Here is a 15936-nt window from a genome sequence, read left to right as displayed (position 1 = left end):
TGCCGTTTGAGGGATGAAAGACGGGCAATTGTTGCGACGAATGACCGGTTGGGTCGCACCTCACCTGCGGAGTCGATCATACACTCATTGCATCGGATCGACCCCGGATGAGTATGAGGGTGACACGGTAATGAAGTTTGCTTCCTACTGGCACGATACTTCGGTTCCATTGGCGGATCCGTGGCCGATCCGGTCTCGGGGGATTTCGAGGTGGCTGTGATTCACACCGGCAAGCCATGGTTTCCTCCCATGCCTCCCACGGTAGGCACATACTATCGTCTGAAGGATGCGGTCGCGTGACCCGGGCGGCGGAAAACGCGCAGAGTGAAATGCCAAATTTGGCCTCCTTTGCAGAAGTTCCTGCTGCCTGCGTGCTAAGTTTCAACGACTCTGCCGGCCAGAAGGGGTCACACTCATTGTCGACTAAGGTCCGTTACTCCCCGGACATCCGCCAAGAGGCAGGCAGGCTCCGCAGGGCCACGACAGGGAGGCTTGAAAGTGAGCCGGAGAGCTCACGATAGGGAACAGTTTGACCGATTGATCGCCACGAGGCGGAGATCGAAAACGCAATCCGCAGCGGGCTAAAGAGCGCGGCTGAGAAGGGAGAGGTCTCGATGATCGCCAGCATCCAAGCTGTAGCTCCTCATGAAGTTGCGCTTTCGGTGCGCGACCTGACCGTAAGCCTGCCGGCCGGCATGGAGCGGGTCCATGCGGTCGAGAATATCTCGTTTGATCTGAAACGCGGCCAGATCCTCTGCATCATAGGCGAGTCCGGATCGGGTAAATCGGTCACGGCGAACGCGATCATGGGGCTTCTGCCAAAGGTGATCCGCCTCTCATCGGGTGTCATCCAGCTGGAGGGGATGAACATCATCGGCATGTCGCCAGACAAGCTGCGCAACCTGCGTGGACGGGTCGTATCGATGATCTTTCAGGATCCGCTCTCAGCGCTCAATCCCCTGATGACGGTGGGCGCGCAGATTGACGAGGTCATGGCCGCGCATGGCTTCGGTACGCCACAAACCTGCCGCAACCGCGCCGTTGAGCTGCTCACTGAAGTGGGCCTACCAGATCCCCAACTCATGTATCACCAGTATCCTTTCCGGCTTTCGGGCGGGCAACGGCAGCGCGTCATGATTGCCATGGCCTTGGCGCTCGAGCCGACGGTGCTGATCGCCGATGAGCCAACCACCGCCCTCGACGTCACCACCCAGGCACAGATCCTGCAACTGATCAGCGACATTCAGCGGCGCAAGGGCATGAGCGTGATGTTCATCACCCATGATTTCGGTGTGGTGGCAGAGATCGCCGACAGCGTCGTGGTGATGGAAAAGGGCCACATCGTCGAACAGGGTAGCGCCGAGCAGGTGTTGAAGTCGCCCAAGCATCCTTATACCCGGCGCCTGATCGCGGCCGTACCGCATTTGACCGGCGAAGATCGCCCTCGTCTGGAGTCGGCCAGCAAGGAGCCGATCCTGAAGGTTGAGGGTCTGGTGAAGACCTATCGTGGTGGCAGCGCGCTGTTCGGCGCGCAGCGGACTGTGACAGCGGTGAACGAGGTCTCGTTCGAACTCGCGCCCGGCCGCACGCTGGGGGTCGTAGGCGAGAGCGGTTCGGGAAAGTCGTCGCTGGGCCGGCTGTTGATCAAACTGCTGGACAGCGACGGCGGCGGGATTTTGTTCGAGGGATCTGACATAGCCAAGCTTTCCGAAGCGAAGTTCCGCCCTCTTCGACCGCGGATCCAGATGATCTTCCAGGATCCCTTCGCGTCGCTGAACCCACGCTCAACGGTTGGCCACATCATGACGGTAGGGCCGGTGGCACACGGGATGCCTTATGCCCAAGCGCGCGAGGAAGCGCGTGCGCTCCTGGCTCATGTCGGTCTCGATGCCGGCGCCTTTGGCCGCTATCCGCACGAGTTCTCGGGTGGGCAACGCCAGCGCATCGGCATCGCTCGTGCGCTGATGTTCAAGCCGAAGCTGCTCATTGCCGACGAGGCGGTCTCCGCACTCGACGTCTCGATCCAGGCGCAGATCCTGCAGCTTCTGGACCAGATCCAGCGCGAGACCGGCGTGTCGATGGTTTTCATCACACACGACCTGCGCGTCGCCAGCCAGATCTGCGACGAAATCGCTGTGATGCAGAAGGGCCGGATCGTCGAGCGCGGACCGCCCTCGCAGATATTCCTGAACCCGCAAGCAGCCTACACGCGCCAACTCGTAGCGGCAATTCCAGGAGAGCGGCCGGGCAATGCCCGTCCAGTTGCAGCAAACGCATAAGAAATAACAAGAGAGGAACTACCATGACCAGAAATTCATCGACTACGTCCAACTACTCGAGGCGCGAAGCGCTGCGACTGATGGCGATAGGTGGGGCTGCAGGCCTCATCGCGCCCAACCTGCTGGGCAAGCCCGCCTTCGCCAAGACCCCTCCTGCGGGCCCGGCCGGTCGCGTCGTCGTCGGCCTCTCGCAAGAGCCGACCGTGTTCAATCCGTTGATGGCGCATATCGAAGTCGATGACGCGGTCCATTTCTCGGTTTTCGACGCGCTGGTCCGCATGGATCCCCAAGGTGGCCTACATCCAAACCTCGCAGCCGAGGTGCCAAGCCAGAAGAATGGCGGCATTTCGGAGGACGGTCTCAACTGGCGCATCCGGTTGCGTGACAATGCCCGCTGGCACGATGGTGAGCCCTTCACGGCCGAGGACGTGAAATTCACCCTTGAGCTCATCACGAACCCGAAGTTTCGCGCTTGGCGCACGAGCGGCCATTCGCTCGTGCAGGACATCACAGTGGTTTCGCCCACCGAGATCACTTGGCGGATGAAGGAGGCTTTTGCGCCCTATCTTTCGTTCTTGGCCGAAACCTTCATCGTGCCCAAGCACATTCTGGAGAAAGAGGCCGATCCGAATACAGCCGCGTTCAACCAGGCGCCAGTCGGCACCGGCGCATTCAAATGGAGCCAGCGCGTCGCGGGCGATCATATCGAGCTCGTCGCCAATCCTGAGTACGCGGGCGAGGGCCCCTATATCGAGCAGCTCATCTTCAAATACATCCCCGATATGACGGTGCTCTACACGCAGTTCAAGAGCGGCGACGTGGACCTGGTCGATCAGTCGTTCATCACCGCCGACCATTATACTGAAGCCCGCGAACTACCAGACCGCGTGGTGACACTGGAGACAGGGGCATCCTTGGAGTCGATCTACCTCAATTTGGGCCGCCCGCAGTTCAAGGAGTTGGCAGTGCGCCAGGCGCTCTACGCCGCGTTGGACAGGAAGGCGATCGTCGACACGATCTATTACGGCGTGGGCACTCTCACCGAGACCTTCATGCCGAAGGAGTCCTATTACTACGACCCGAACCTGCCGGTTCAGGAGTTCAATCTGGACCGGGCGCGCCAAATCCTGGATGAGGCCGGCTGGGCGCCGGGGCCGGATGGAATCCGCGCCAAGGATGGGGTGCGACTGTCCTTCTCCAACTCAACAACTTCTGGCAACAACCTCCGCGAGCAGACGCAGCAGTTCCTGCAGCAGACGTTTGCCGAGATCGGCGTCGAGATGACGATCTCGAATTTGCCGGCTGCAGTCATGTGGGGCGAGTTCTGGCTGAAGTCGCAATTTGACACCGCCATGGTGGGCGTCACCTATCTGATTGCCGCGGACCCCGACGCCACAAACCGGCTCCATACGAAGGCAATCGCCGCTCAAGGCGGACACGGTTCGAACACCGGGCAATATTCCAACCCTGAAGTCGATGCCCTGCTCGAAAAGGGTGCTCGCAGCTTCGATCCGGAAGAACGGCGCGGGATCTATAATCGCGTGCAGGAAGTGGTGCGCCATGATCTGCCCTTCCTGCCGCTGTTCGCGTACACAATCGTCCTTGGGCGCAAGAAAGGGTTGGACGGCTTCGAGCCCAACGCCAACACCCGCACCGCGTCGTGGGATGCCGCGGCCTGGCAGTGGAAGGCCTAATCCACGCAGTTGCCGCCGCCCGATCCACTGCGGCGGCGGCAACACACTAAGATCATCAACCCACAATGGAGGACTCGGATGCGCGGCTTCCTGCTCAATCGCCTCTCGCAGAGCCTGGTGCTGCTTGTGATCGTCTCGATCATCGGCTTCGGCATTCTGAACCTCCTCCCCGGCGGCCCCCTGGCACAATTCGGACTCGATCCCGGAATGACCCAGCAGGATATCGAGCGCCTCAAGGGGCTGCTGGGCCTTGATCGCCCTATATGGATCCAATATCTGGACTGGGCATGGCGGCTGGTGCGGGGCGACTGGGGTCACTCCTTCCGCGACGGAGCGCCGGTATTGGAGATCATTGGCAGCCATCTGTTCGCCACGCTGCTGCTGATGGGGTCCTCAACCGCGATTGCGATCTCCATTGGCGCCTGGATTGGAATTCGGGGCGCCACGCGCCGCTACTCACTATTCGACTATCTCGCAACCGTTGGCGCCATGGTCGCATTGTCGGTCCCTACCTTCTGGTTCGGCCTCGTAGGCATCTACATCTTTTCCTTGAAGTTAGGCTGGCTGCCCGCGGGCAATATGTCCGAGATCGGCGATAGCTCGATCCTGGGCTATCTCCACCATCTGATCCTGCCAAGTGTCGTATTGTCGCTGGTCCATGTCGCGATCTGGAGCCGCTACATGCGGACGGCGACACTCGACGCCATTAGCCAGGACTTCGTTAAAACGGCTCGGGCCAAGGGGTTGAGTGAACGCCGGATTCTGATGAAGCATGTCGTTGGCAACGCGCTTTTGCCGATGATTACCTTGGCCGGGATGCAGCTTCCCAGCATTCTGACCGGCGCGCTGGTGACCGAAACCGTCTTTACCTGGCCGGGAATGGGACGGTTGTTCCTCGATAGCCTTGGTTACAGCGACTATCCGGTTGTGATGGGGCTACTGATGTTCTCCGCCATCCTCGTTCTGCTTGGAAACCTGATCGCCGACATTGTCGTCGCTATTGTCGATCCGCGCATTCGTCTGGCCTGAGCGCGCAACTTCCCCGACAGGAGACAGCCGATATGACCGCTCTCACCGCAAATGCAGCTCCAAGCCGATGGAGAAACAACCGCGCGGCACTTCGTTTCATGCGGCATCGCTTGGCGCTGCTCGGGTTGGCGATGATCATCTTCCTGAGCCTCGCTTGCGTCCTCGGTCCCCATCTCCTGCCTTATGACTCCCTGTACATCGATCTGCGGGCCCGCTTTGCCCCGCCGCTGACGGGTTATCACTTTCTAGGTACCGATCCGCTCGGCCGTGACCTTGCGGCAAGACTCTTGATGGCGGGACGAATCTCGCTGCTGGTGGGTTTCTTCGCCATGGTGTTGTCGACGCTCATCGGCACGCTGGTCGGCGTGATTGCAGGCTATCGCGGCGGCTGGGTTGGGGCGGCGCTGATGCGCACCGTCGATGGATTCCTGTCGTTCCCATCGATCTTTCTGCTGCTGGCGCTGGCTGCGGCACTGAAGCCCAGTCCTGTGATGATCACCATCATTATCGCCCTCACCAGTTGGATGGAGGTTGCCCGCATTGTCGAAGCGGAGGTCCGCTCGTTACGCGAACGCGAGTTCGTCCTGGCTGGCCGAATGCTGGGGCTGAGCGGCACGCACATCATGTTCCGCGAGATACTGCCCAACGCAATGGGCCCGATTATCGTCGCTTCCACCTTGACGGTCGCGCGCGCCATTCTCATGGAAGCCTACATCAGCTTCCTCGGCTACGGGATCCAGCCGCCACTGCCCAGCTGGGGCAACATGCTCAATGGCGCCCAGCAATATCTGGGCAGCGCACCTTGGCTGGCAATCATTCCCGGAGCTGCAATCACCATCGCGGTAACCAGTTTCAATTTCATTGGTGACGGACTGCGCGACGCGCTGGACGTACGAGATGACCATATTTGAGGTACCGCGACCGATCGCTTTCTTAATCCCTGGAACATCAAGAGAAGTCAGTCACGTGCACGAGCCCAAAATCGAGAAGAACACGCCCTATTGGTGGGAAGCGGCGCCCGTCATGCCGCTGCCGCGGAAGCCCCTCGCAAAAAAGCTTGACGTGGCAATTGTCGGCGCCGGTTATGCCGGGCTTTCGGCCGGGCTTGTGCTGGCGCGCGAAGGACGCTCGGTCGCAGCCTTTGATACGATGAATCCGGGCGAGGGTGCTTCTACACGCAACGGCGGAATTACCAGCGGAAGCATCCGGCCGGACTATGCCACGATCACCCGGCGCTTCGGTGAAGAGAAGGCCATGGCGATCGAGGCCGAGGGCAAGATCGCGCGCGAATTCCTCTACGACTTCATCAGGACCGAAGGGCTGGACTGCGACTTCCGACTGGTTGGCCAGTTCAAGGGCGCTTTTGGATATCAACAGTATGAGAAGATGGCGCGCGGCGCCGAGACGCTGGCGAAGAAACTGGGGATCGAGTCCTTCGCCGTTCCGCATGCTGAGCAGCGAAATTATATCGGAACCGATTTCTACCGCGGCGGAACCGTTCGGATGGACATTGGCGCGCTGCACCCCGCAAAATTCCACGCTGAACTCCTGCGGGTGGCGCTCGCATCCGGGTTGACGGTCCATTCGCATACAGTGGTCAAGTCGATCGAGAGGAATGGTTCGGGGTTCCGCGTCGCGACTTCGGCAGGGACGGTGGATGCACGGCAGGTTCTGGTCTGTACCAACGGCTATACCGACGGCGCCGCTCCCTTCCTTCGGCGCCGCCTGGTTCCGGTCCGCAGCCGGATCATCGTGACCGAGGAACTTGCGCCCGATGTCATGGCGCGACTGATGCCGAAGCTGATGACGATCACCGAGAACCGGCAACTCGGTTTCTATTATCGTCCCTCGCCCGACGGAAAACGCATTCTGCTGGGGGGACGTGACAGTTCTCGCGTCGGCGACCCGGCGGCGCCGAAACTTCTCCTACGCAAGGGCCTCGTGAACCTTTTCCCGGAGTTGGAGAACGTGCGCCTTTCGCATTGCTGGTTCGGCAATGTGGCGATGAACCGAGACATGCTGCCCCGCATCTTCGAAAAGGACGGTATGGTCTATGCAACCGGCTTCTGCGGTTCGGGCGTGGTCTGGGCGCCATGGATCGGTATGCGTGCGGCGCACAAGCTGATGGGGCATGGCGAGCAGTCGCGCACGGCGTTCGACTTTCGACCGCCTTCGGCCATACCGCTCTATCGTGGCAATCCGTGGTTCATGCCGGCGATTATCCAAGGCTATCGGTTGCAGGATCGTATCGCCTTCTGGCGCGCCAGCCGCTGATCACCGGAAATATCAGGACATTCTCCAGGTTGGATTCGGCCTGGATTGTAGCTGCCCTACCGTGGCTGGAAAGACGTGCGTCAATCAACTGCGTGTCCACACGCGACCACCCCGATCGCAAGCGGTTTTGCGACATCCGGGGCGATCCGTGGTTCATGCGGACAACCCTTGGCGTGCCCGCCGCTGACACGACGGCAGACTCGCGCGGGACACGTTGTTGCCGGAGAGCACTCAAGCAGGGCGGAAAAATCCGTCGGGGCCGGGACTTGTCGGTACGAAGCTGATCAGTGTTGGGACGCCTTTGCGCGGATCAGCGCGTCGGCCATGTAGAGGTCCTGTAGCGAGATACCGGAACTGTCGAAAATCGTGATCTCGTTGTCGAAACGGCGTCCGGGCGCACGCTTTTCAATGACGTCGCCGATTGGTGTTACCGCAAGCCGGCCGGCGTTGATCTCGTCGCGCACGTGTTGGAACTCGCCGATCTGGACGGACTGGGAAAGCAGATCACAAAACAGACGTGCCTTGGGAACAATTCGCTCGGCAATTCGCGCTTGCCCGGAGCATCCGACCCCATGCTGACGATATGGGTTCCAGGCCCCACCCAAGCGGCATCAAACAGCGGTTCGCGTGAGGGCGTCGCAGTCACCACGATGTCGGCCGCGCGCACGGCGTCTTCGGGCACGGCAGCGCGCGCATCCAGGCCCCTTTCGCCGATCTGATCGACAAGAGCGTCGCGTCGCGACGAAGGCCGGGCCACGACCAGCACGGTTTCGATTGGGCGGACGCGTGCCAGCGCCATCACTTCGAAGCCCGCCTGGTTGCCGGCGCCGAATGTCGCCAGAACCTTGGCTTGCTTGCGCGCAAGAAGATCGGCCGCGACCGCGTCGGCGGCGGCCGTCCTGTAGGCGTTGACCTTCCCGGCCTCGACCACGGCGCCGAGCCGACCTGTATGCTGATCGAGCAGCACGATGGTGGAGTTGTGGCGGGGAAGGCCACGTGCCGGGTTGCTCGACCAGAAGGAGCCGATTTTCACTCCGGTCAGGTCGTCCGACGAGCCGGATTTGATTGAGAAGGTATTGGTCGCCTCATGCGTGCGCCCGAGAACAGCAGGAAAGACCCAGCTCTGCCGCGATGCTGATGCCACGAGAGCCTGCCGCGCCGCCTCGAAAGCAAGTTCATGCGTGACGAGGGCGGCTGACTCCTCTTCGCTGATGTAGACCATCCAAAATTCCTCCTGAGCATCAAGCGTTTCATCGCCGGGGAGTGTTGCGGCTATGCCATTGCCATTGGGGATCGTGCGGACGTGACGCCGATCGCGGGCAACCACGAAGCAGCGATTCAAAGTGCCAGGTATTCCTCGCCTGATTTGCGCGATTTGGCATGCCGAGGAATTGCTTAAAACGAACAATCCCGCTGATTTGAAGGGGCAAAACAGCAGCGAAATCTGTCCGCCGGGCGCGACTCTACGGTCCGACTTCAATCCGACTCTGGATCAAGTGACAGCGTTGCACCTTATGACCGTTGAGCATGACAGAGATATCGTCAGCGCCCCGACCGAGCTGATGAAATTGGAAACCCGCCATTTGCCGGGCGCGCTGAAGCTGTCGCAGGAGATGGCCTGGCCCTACCGCCAGGAGGATTGGGAATTTGCCCTGATGGTCGGCAATGGCCTGGTCCTCGAGAGGGCAGGACAGGTGATTGGCACGGCCATGTCCTGGAATTACGGACATTCCTATGCCACGGTCGGGATGATCATAGTTACTGGCTCCGCGCAAGGCGGTGGCAACGGCGCCCGGCTCTTTGATGGATTGCTTGAGGCGACACACGGCCGCAACGTGCTGCTCAACTCAACCGAAGAGGGGCTGGCGCTCTACAAGCGACGCGGCTTCACTGCCTGGGGCACGGTGCTTCAGCACCAGGGCTCGCTGACTGTCCCCGTGACGCGGAGTACCGGCGACGACATCCGTCAAGCGACAGCCTCCGACCTCACGCCGATCCAGGCCTTCGACGAATCGGCCACGGGCATGCCCCGGCTGGCGATGGTGGCTGCGCTCGCCGATGTGGGCAACGCACTGGTCATTGAGCGCAGGGGACGGATTGCAGGCTACGCTATCGCGAGGAGGTTTGGCCGCGGCTATGTGGTCGGCCCTTGTGCAGCCGAGAGCGACCAAGACGCGCGGCTTCTGATCCTGGCCCAGCTTTCGAAGCTTCACGATCAATTCGTTCGCATCGACGTCTATGCCGAGGATGGATTGGGTGACTGGCTTGAGAGCCTTGGCCTTCAGCGGTCCGGCAGTGCGACCGCCATGGTCAAAGGGCAACGGCCCGCCGTCGAGGGGCCAGCCCATATATATGCATTGGCAAACCAGTCGTTCACTTAGGAAATGAGATTATGAACAAGGTGGCGGCAAACCTGGCAGTGAGCGAGACGGCTAGGACGATCGACGCCTTGGTCACCCCGGCGCTGCTTCTGGACCGTGGCCGGCTCGAGCAAAACATCCAGGGTCTGGCTGGGCGCGCCAAGAAGCTTGGCGTGGTGCTGCGCCCGCATATGAAGACGGCCAAAAGCATCGACGTCGCCCGATACGCGTTCCACCGCGAACCCGGTCCGATCACGGTTTCGACCATCGCCGAGGCGGAGTATTTTGCGGGCCATGGCTTTCGAGACATGACCTACGCGGTCGGCATCTCGCCGGCCTCGGCCATGCGTGCCATGGAGCTTTGTCGCCGAACCGGCGCTGATGTGAAGCTGTTGCTCGATTCCGTGGAGCAGGCCGACGCCCTGGCCGGCGTGCGCGAAGCCACCGGCATGACGCCATCTGTTTTCATCGAACTGGACTGCGATGACCATCGCGGTGGCTTGAAGCCGGACGACCCGAAGTTGCTCGACGTGGCCAGCAGGGTCGTCGCTGCCGGTGCCAACCTCGCCGGCGTCCTCGCCCATGCAGGCGAGTCCTATGGCTTGAACACGCCCGATGCGCTGGTCAAGGCAGGCGAGAACGAGCGTTCAGCCACCGTTCGCGCCGCTGAAATCCTGCGCGCCCATGGCCATGCCTGCCCGATCGTCAGCGTCGGCTCGACGCCGACAGCGCATTTCGCCGACAATCTTGATGGAGTCACCGAGCTGCGCGCTGGAGTCTACATGTTCTTCGACCTCGTCCAGCACGGGGTTGGGGTCTGCAACCGCGACGATATCGCCATTTCCGTATTGGCCACGGTGATCGGCTCCAAGCCGGAAAAGGGATGGGTGCTGGTTGACGCCGGGTGGATGGCGCTTTCGCGCGACCGGGGAACCGCAAACCAGCAGATCGACCAGGGTTACGGGGTGGTCTGCGACGAAAAGGGACGGGTGCTTGAAGATGTGATCGTGGCCCAGGCCAGCCAGGAACACGGTATCCTCGCTATTCGTGCCGGTTCTGGAAAGTCCATGCCCGAGTTGCCGCTCGGGTCTCGGGTCCGGATTCTGCCCAATCATGCGTGTGCGATGGCCGCCCAGCATGATTTCTACAGCGTCGTCAACGGAGCCAGCCCCAAGATTGAAGCGCGTTGGGAGCGGATGCGCGGCTGGTAGGCGCGCAACTTCGCTCGGACGTCGCCCTACTCAAATCAACACTGGTGGTCAAGAAAATGAAGTTTACCTCTTATTGGCTGGATACGTCTCAGCGGTTCAATGAAGGGTCGTCCAAACCGCTCGAAGGCCACTATGACGTGGCGATTGTGGGCGGCGGCCTGACCGGCTCCTCCGCCGCGCTGGCCCTTGCCAAAAAGGGCGCCAGGGTTGCCCTGTTGGAGGCCGAAACGATCGGCAACGCCGCGTCCGGCCGCAATGGCGGGATGTGCAACAACGGCTTTGCCCAGAATTATGCAATCATGGCTGGCAAGCACGGCAAGCCCGCCGCAAATGCGCTCTACAAGGCTTTCGACGCTGGCGTCGATATGGTTGAGCGGTTGGTGCAGGAAGAAAAGATCGACTGCAGCTTCTCCCGCGTCGGCAAGCTCAAGCTTGCCGCCAAGCCCGAGCATTACGACATGCTGGCGCGCAGCCAGGAACTGCTGGCGGCCAATGTCGATCCCGAAACGAGGATGATCGCGCGCGACGACCTGCGAACCGAAGTCGGCACCAACCGCTACCATGGCGGGCTGCTCTTTCCCAAGAGCGCGGGCATGCATGTCGGCCGGTTCGTCCGGGGCCTCGCGACCGCCGCTGCCCGGCGTGGCGCAGACGTCCATGAACGCTCGCCCGTAATGGCGATGCGCAAGGTTTCAGGCGAGCATGAGGTAACGACGCCAAAGGGCAAGATCGTCGCGCGGCAGGTCCTGTTGGCGAGCGGCATTTCCCAGGTTGGTCCGCTCGGCTGGATCCGCCGGCGCATGATCCCGGTCGGCGCATTTCTGATCGTGACCGAGCCGCTATCGCCCGACCACCTTAAGCGCCTCATGCCGACCGGGCGCATGGTCGTCGACACGCGCAATCTCGTTGTCTACTGGCGGCTCACGCCGGACAATCGCCTTCTGTTCGGCGGGAGGGCGCGCTTTGCCGTGTCCAATCCTCAATCCGACGAAAAAAGCGGCCGGATACTGAAGGCGGCGATGGTCGAGGTTTTTCCGGAACTGGCCGGCACCCGGATCGATTACTGCTGGGGCGGCATGGTCGATATGACCCGCGACCGCCTGCCGCGCGCCGGAGAGCGCGATGGCATCTATTACTCAATGGGCTATAGCGGACACGGGACCCAGATGTCGACGTTGATGGGCACCATCATGGCCGACGTCATGGACGGGCACCCCGAGCTCAATCCCTGGAAGAATTTCGACTGGCCAGCGATCCCCGGTTATTTCGGGCGTCCCTGGTTCCTGCCGATTCTCGGCGCCTATTACCGCATGAAGGACCTTGTAGGGTGATGACGCCCCTCGAACACCTGTCCCGCAACGGCCACCTGGACAGGTTTTTCATCGACGGTCAATGGGTCGAGCCGAGCGGCACCGCGACGGGCGTCGTCGTCAATCCCGCCACAGAAGAGGTCGTGAGCCAGTTTCCGCTTGGCAATGGCGAGGACGTGGACGCGGCCGTTGCAGCGGCTCGCAGGGCATTCGCCACCTGGAGTCGGACCACGCCAGAAGATCGCGCGGGTCTGCTCGATCGCCTGCAAGCGCTGCTTGAGGTGCGCGGCGAACTGCTGGCTCAATGCCTGAGCCTCGAAATGGGCGCGGCGATCGGCTATGCGCGCAGCGCGCAGGTGCCGCTGGCGATCACGCATGTTAAGGTCGCTCGCGATGTGCTGACAGCCTTTCCCTTCGTCAAGCAGCGGGGGCAAACCGCCGTCACTCACGAACCGATCGGTGTCTGCGCCTTGATCACTCCGTGGAACTGGCCACTTTACCAGATCACCGCCAAGGTTTCGCCGGCGCTCGCGGCAGGCTGCACGATCGTGCTGAAGCCGAGTGAGCTTTCTCCCTTGGACGCCCTGCTGTTCGCCGAGTCGATCGAGGAAGCCGGCTTCCCTGCCGGGGTTTTCAACCTCGTGCAAGGTGACGGTCCAGGCGTGGGTATGGGTCTCGCCTCCCATCCAGATGTCGACATGATCTCCATTACCGGGTCCACCCGCGCGGGCATTGCTGTGGCCCAGGCGGCAGCGCCAACGGTCAAGCGTGTCGCGCAGGAACTCGGCGGCAAGTCGCCGAACGTGATCCTGCCGGACGCCGATCTCGATCGCGCCGTTTCTCTGGGCGTAGTCGCCGCCTTCCGCAATCTCGGCCAGTCATGCAGCGCCCCGACGCGCATGATTGTGCCACGCGTGCTGCTCTCCGAGATCGAGGAAATCGCCAAGGGGGCCGCGGCCAAGATCGTCGTCGGCGATCCTCTTTCGGAAGCCACAACTCATGGTGCAATCGCCAACCGCGCCCAATTCGATCGCATCCAAACCATGATCGGCGTCGGCATTTCTGAGGGCGCCAGGCTCCTCACCGGAGGACCGGGTCGTGCGCATGATCTGAACGTCGGGTTCTATGTGAAGCCGACCATTTTTTCCGACGTGCGTACGAGCATGCGCATTGCCCAGGAAGAGGTCTTCGGGCCAGTTCTCTGCATCATCCCCTACGCCACAATCGAGGAGGCCGTCACCATCGCCAACGACACGGTGTACGGCCTGGGGGGCCATGTGCAGGGCGAAGATGTGAACGCCGTCAGGGACGTGGCCTCACGGATTCGCTCCGGTCAGGTGCATCTCAACTACCCGGCCTGGGATCCGCACGCCCCGTTTGGCGGTTTCAAGCAGTCCGGAAACGGACGCGAATATGGCATCGAGGGCATGTTGGAGTATCTCGAGGTCAAATCCATCCTCGGCTATTTCTAGGCGACATCTTCACCCAGCGCAGACGGCGGGATGCCGAGCAACATGGGCAATCCGGGCTCAACCCGGCGATGTATCGGCTCAGGAACCGGATCGGACGACCAGTCTGGCTCTGTCGTCGGGACCACATCCGTGTGACCGGACAAAATGCAGCCGGCGACGTCAGGCGGGCCTACCGTTGCGAAAAGGTCGCCCTCGCGCTGCCGGGCCGGGGCAACACAATCGCGGCAGCGCCGCAGCTGGCGGCATCTTGCTGGAGTCCACGATTTCCCCATTGAGCCTGCCAAGGACCGTGGGAAAGACACGAGGCGCAGCGATTTTTCGGCAGTCCACGGAGCACCAGGACAGTTCGAGTGGGAAAAACTGACACTACGAAAGAAGCGCGCGTTTCGTGTCACGATATTCGGCGAAAAATACCGAAAATCGGCGCCAGTTGGAGCATTTCTGCGGCACCAATCGCCGATACTGCTAGCTCCATTGATCGCCGAGGCCGCCATGTCCCCTGTTATCCACCAAATCAGTAGCGATAAAGCGCTACCCGAGTCAGGAGACGTCGTGGTGGTCGGCGGCGGGATTGTCGGCGCCAGCGCAGCCTATTTCCTGGCGCGGCGCGGCCTGTCGGTGGCGCTTGTCGAAAAGGGGTATGTCGGCTGCGAACAGTCGAGCCGGAACTGGGGCTGGTGCCGTCGGCAGAACCGCGATGCACGTGAGTTGCCGCTTGCCAATCTGTCGATGCGCCTGTGGGAAGAGCTCACCAAAGAGATTGGGCATGACCTTGGCTTCCGCCGTTGCGGGCTCACCTATGCGACAAACGATCCGAAGCGGCTCGCCGAATGGGACAAGTGGCGCGAGGTTGCGCGGCGGTTCGACGTCAATACGCGGATGCTTACCGCCGACGAGGCTGCTGCCGCCGTTCCAGCGGCGGGCGGCAAATGGCTGGGCGGCGTCTACGCAGCAGACGATGGCAAGGCCGAACCCTGGCTTGCCGCCCCTCGGATCGCCGAGGGCGCGCGCAAGCATGGCGCGACTATTCATCAGAACTGCGCGGCACGCGGCCTGGATATCACCAATGGGCAAGTGAGCGGCGTCGTCACCGAGAAAGGCCTTATCCGCACCAGCGCGGTGCTATGTGCCGCCGGCGCCTGGGCTTCTGCTTTCCTGCGCATGCATGCGGTTTCGCTGCCGCAGGCCAGCGTCCGTCAGACCGCCTTACGGACCGCTCCTGCACCGGATTTTGGCGAGGCTGTCTATACTTCCGACTTTGCCATGACGCGCCGGCTCGATGGCAGCTACACGATCGCGGTCAGCGGCAGGGCGACCCTCGAGATCACGCCGCAGGGGATCCGCTATGTCCGCCCGTTTCTGCCGATGTTCATGAAACGGCTGAAGGCCGTCGAGATCGGCATAGGCCGCTCGTTCTTCCAGGGCCCGGAAACACTCCGTCGCTGGCATCTCGACAGGCCGACCCCCTTTGAGCGAATCCGCGTCCTCGATCCTGCGCCGGACAAGCGAATGGTGGCAACCATCATGACGCGGGTAAAAGCCCTGTTCCCCACCGTTGCCGATGCCGGCGTCGTGTCCTCCTGGGGTGGATATATCGACTCCACACCGGACGCTGTACCCGTGATTTCACCGGTGGACAGCATCGGTGGAGTGTTCGTCGCCGCAGGCTGTTCCGGACACGGCTTCGGCGTCGGCCCTGGAATTGGCCATCTGGCGGCGGATCTGGTCGCAGGTGACGCGGCAAGCGTCGACCCGACTCCATTCCGCCTGTCGCGCTTCACGGACAGATCGAAAATTGAAGTTGGCGACTTCTGATGCAATTTTGCCGCGTAGCGGCAGCAAAGAGCGCTGAGCGATTGCGGGTCTGGCCGCATATCTACAGGCTCAAGCGCGATCTGGACCGTTTCGTGACCGCTCTGGCCGATGCGGTCGCACAGGTGCATCGCAGGGAGCTCGCACTGCAGGAGCTGACGGTCGCGGATACGTGCGGCCAGGCGATCAGAAGATGGGCGAGATGATCCGTGATCTTCCTGGCAACTATGCCGCGGTCTTCTGGCAAATCACGGCTCGGTATTGCAGCCCAAGACCTGGAGCGCGCCGTCGACGGAGCCGAGGAACTGGAGGAAACCGCTAACGTCTGCTGCAAGGCGCCGGAAGAGGATTCTCACGCGGGACCAGGTTGATGAACTGGTCCAAACATCCAGTTCCGCGGCCGATCCATGTGACGAGTGCGCCCGATCGTGCAAGGGCAATTCGTGAAATAAGCACGACTGCAATGGTGCTAGGCAAGCCCGATCGCGTGTCGGG

The 15936-nt window shown here is 61.7% G+C and carries 10 protein-coding genes and 1 pseudogene; 10 read left to right on the top strand and 1 reads right to left on the bottom strand.

Annotation, left to right across the window (positions count from 1 at the left end):
* The first annotated feature begins 614 nt into the window (after positions 1-614).
* The 5 genes from X760_RS51650 (at position 615) to X760_RS51630 (ending at position 7276) form a co-directional block, all read left to right on the top strand.
* Entirely contained in the window at positions 615-2279 is a 1665-nt protein-coding gene (locus tag X760_RS51650) for an ABC transporter ATP-binding protein (RefSeq protein WP_023718595.1), read from the top strand.
* A 23-nt stretch (positions 2280-2302) separates the two neighbouring features.
* Positions 2303-3973, top strand: a complete 1671-nt coding sequence (locus X760_RS51645) for a peptide ABC transporter substrate-binding protein (RefSeq protein WP_031193878.1) — start codon at positions 2303-2305, stop codon at positions 3971-3973.
* A gap of 78 nt (positions 3974-4051) precedes the next feature.
* The gene (locus X760_RS51640; protein ID WP_023718593.1) at positions 4052-5002 is read left to right on the top strand and encodes an ABC transporter permease; all 951 of its coding nucleotides are present in this window, start codon (positions 4052-4054) and stop codon (positions 5000-5002) included.
* A 32-nt stretch (positions 5003-5034) separates the two neighbouring features.
* Positions 5035-5913, top strand: coding sequence for an ABC transporter permease (locus X760_RS51635; protein ID WP_031193877.1), 879 nt, complete (start codon positions 5035-5037; stop codon positions 5911-5913).
* A 55-nt stretch (positions 5914-5968) separates the two neighbouring features.
* A complete protein-coding gene (locus X760_RS51630; protein ID WP_023718591.1) occupies positions 5969-7276 on the top strand; it encodes an FAD-binding oxidoreductase in 1308 nt (435 codons plus the stop codon).
* Between the two features lie 284 nt (positions 7277-7560).
* Here the strand turns inward: X760_RS51630 and X760_RS51625 are convergent.
* A pseudogene (locus tag X760_RS51625) lies at positions 7561-8498 on the bottom strand (ornithine cyclodeaminase family protein).
* Between the two features lie 121 nt (positions 8499-8619).
* Between X760_RS51625 and X760_RS51620 the strand changes: the two are divergent.
* From X760_RS51620 to X760_RS51600, 5 genes are all read left to right on the top strand, one after another.
* Positions 8620-9657, top strand: coding sequence for a GNAT family N-acetyltransferase (locus X760_RS51620; protein WP_245278565.1), 1038 nt, complete (start codon positions 8620-8622; stop codon positions 9655-9657).
* Between the two features lie 11 nt (positions 9658-9668).
* Entirely contained in the window at positions 9669-10847 is a 1179-nt protein-coding gene (locus X760_RS51615) for an alanine racemase (RefSeq protein WP_023718587.1), read from the top strand.
* Positions 10848-10903: 56 nt separating this feature from the next.
* Positions 10904-12178 (top strand): FAD-binding oxidoreductase, encoded by a 1275-nt coding sequence (locus X760_RS51610; protein WP_023718586.1) that lies wholly within the window; start codon positions 10904-10906, stop codon positions 12176-12178.
* Complete coding sequence (locus X760_RS51605) at positions 12175-13629, top strand: aldehyde dehydrogenase family protein (protein WP_031193876.1); 1455 nt, start codon at positions 12175-12177, stop codon at positions 13627-13629. The genes X760_RS51610 and X760_RS51605 overlap by 4 nt, the downstream gene beginning before the upstream one ends.
* A gap of 492 nt (positions 13630-14121) precedes the next feature.
* The gene (locus X760_RS51600; RefSeq protein WP_031193874.1) at positions 14122-15444 is read left to right on the top strand and encodes an FAD-binding oxidoreductase; all 1323 of its coding nucleotides are present in this window, start codon (positions 14122-14124) and stop codon (positions 15442-15444) included.
* Positions 15445-15936 lie beyond the last annotated feature (492 nt).

Source organism: Mesorhizobium sp. LSHC420B00, assembly GCF_000503055.1.
Lineage (GTDB): Bacteria > Pseudomonadota > Alphaproteobacteria > Rhizobiales > Rhizobiaceae > Mesorhizobium.
The sequence above is the reverse complement of the archived record's forward strand: the minus strand, read 5'-3'. Positions and strand labels throughout refer to the sequence as shown.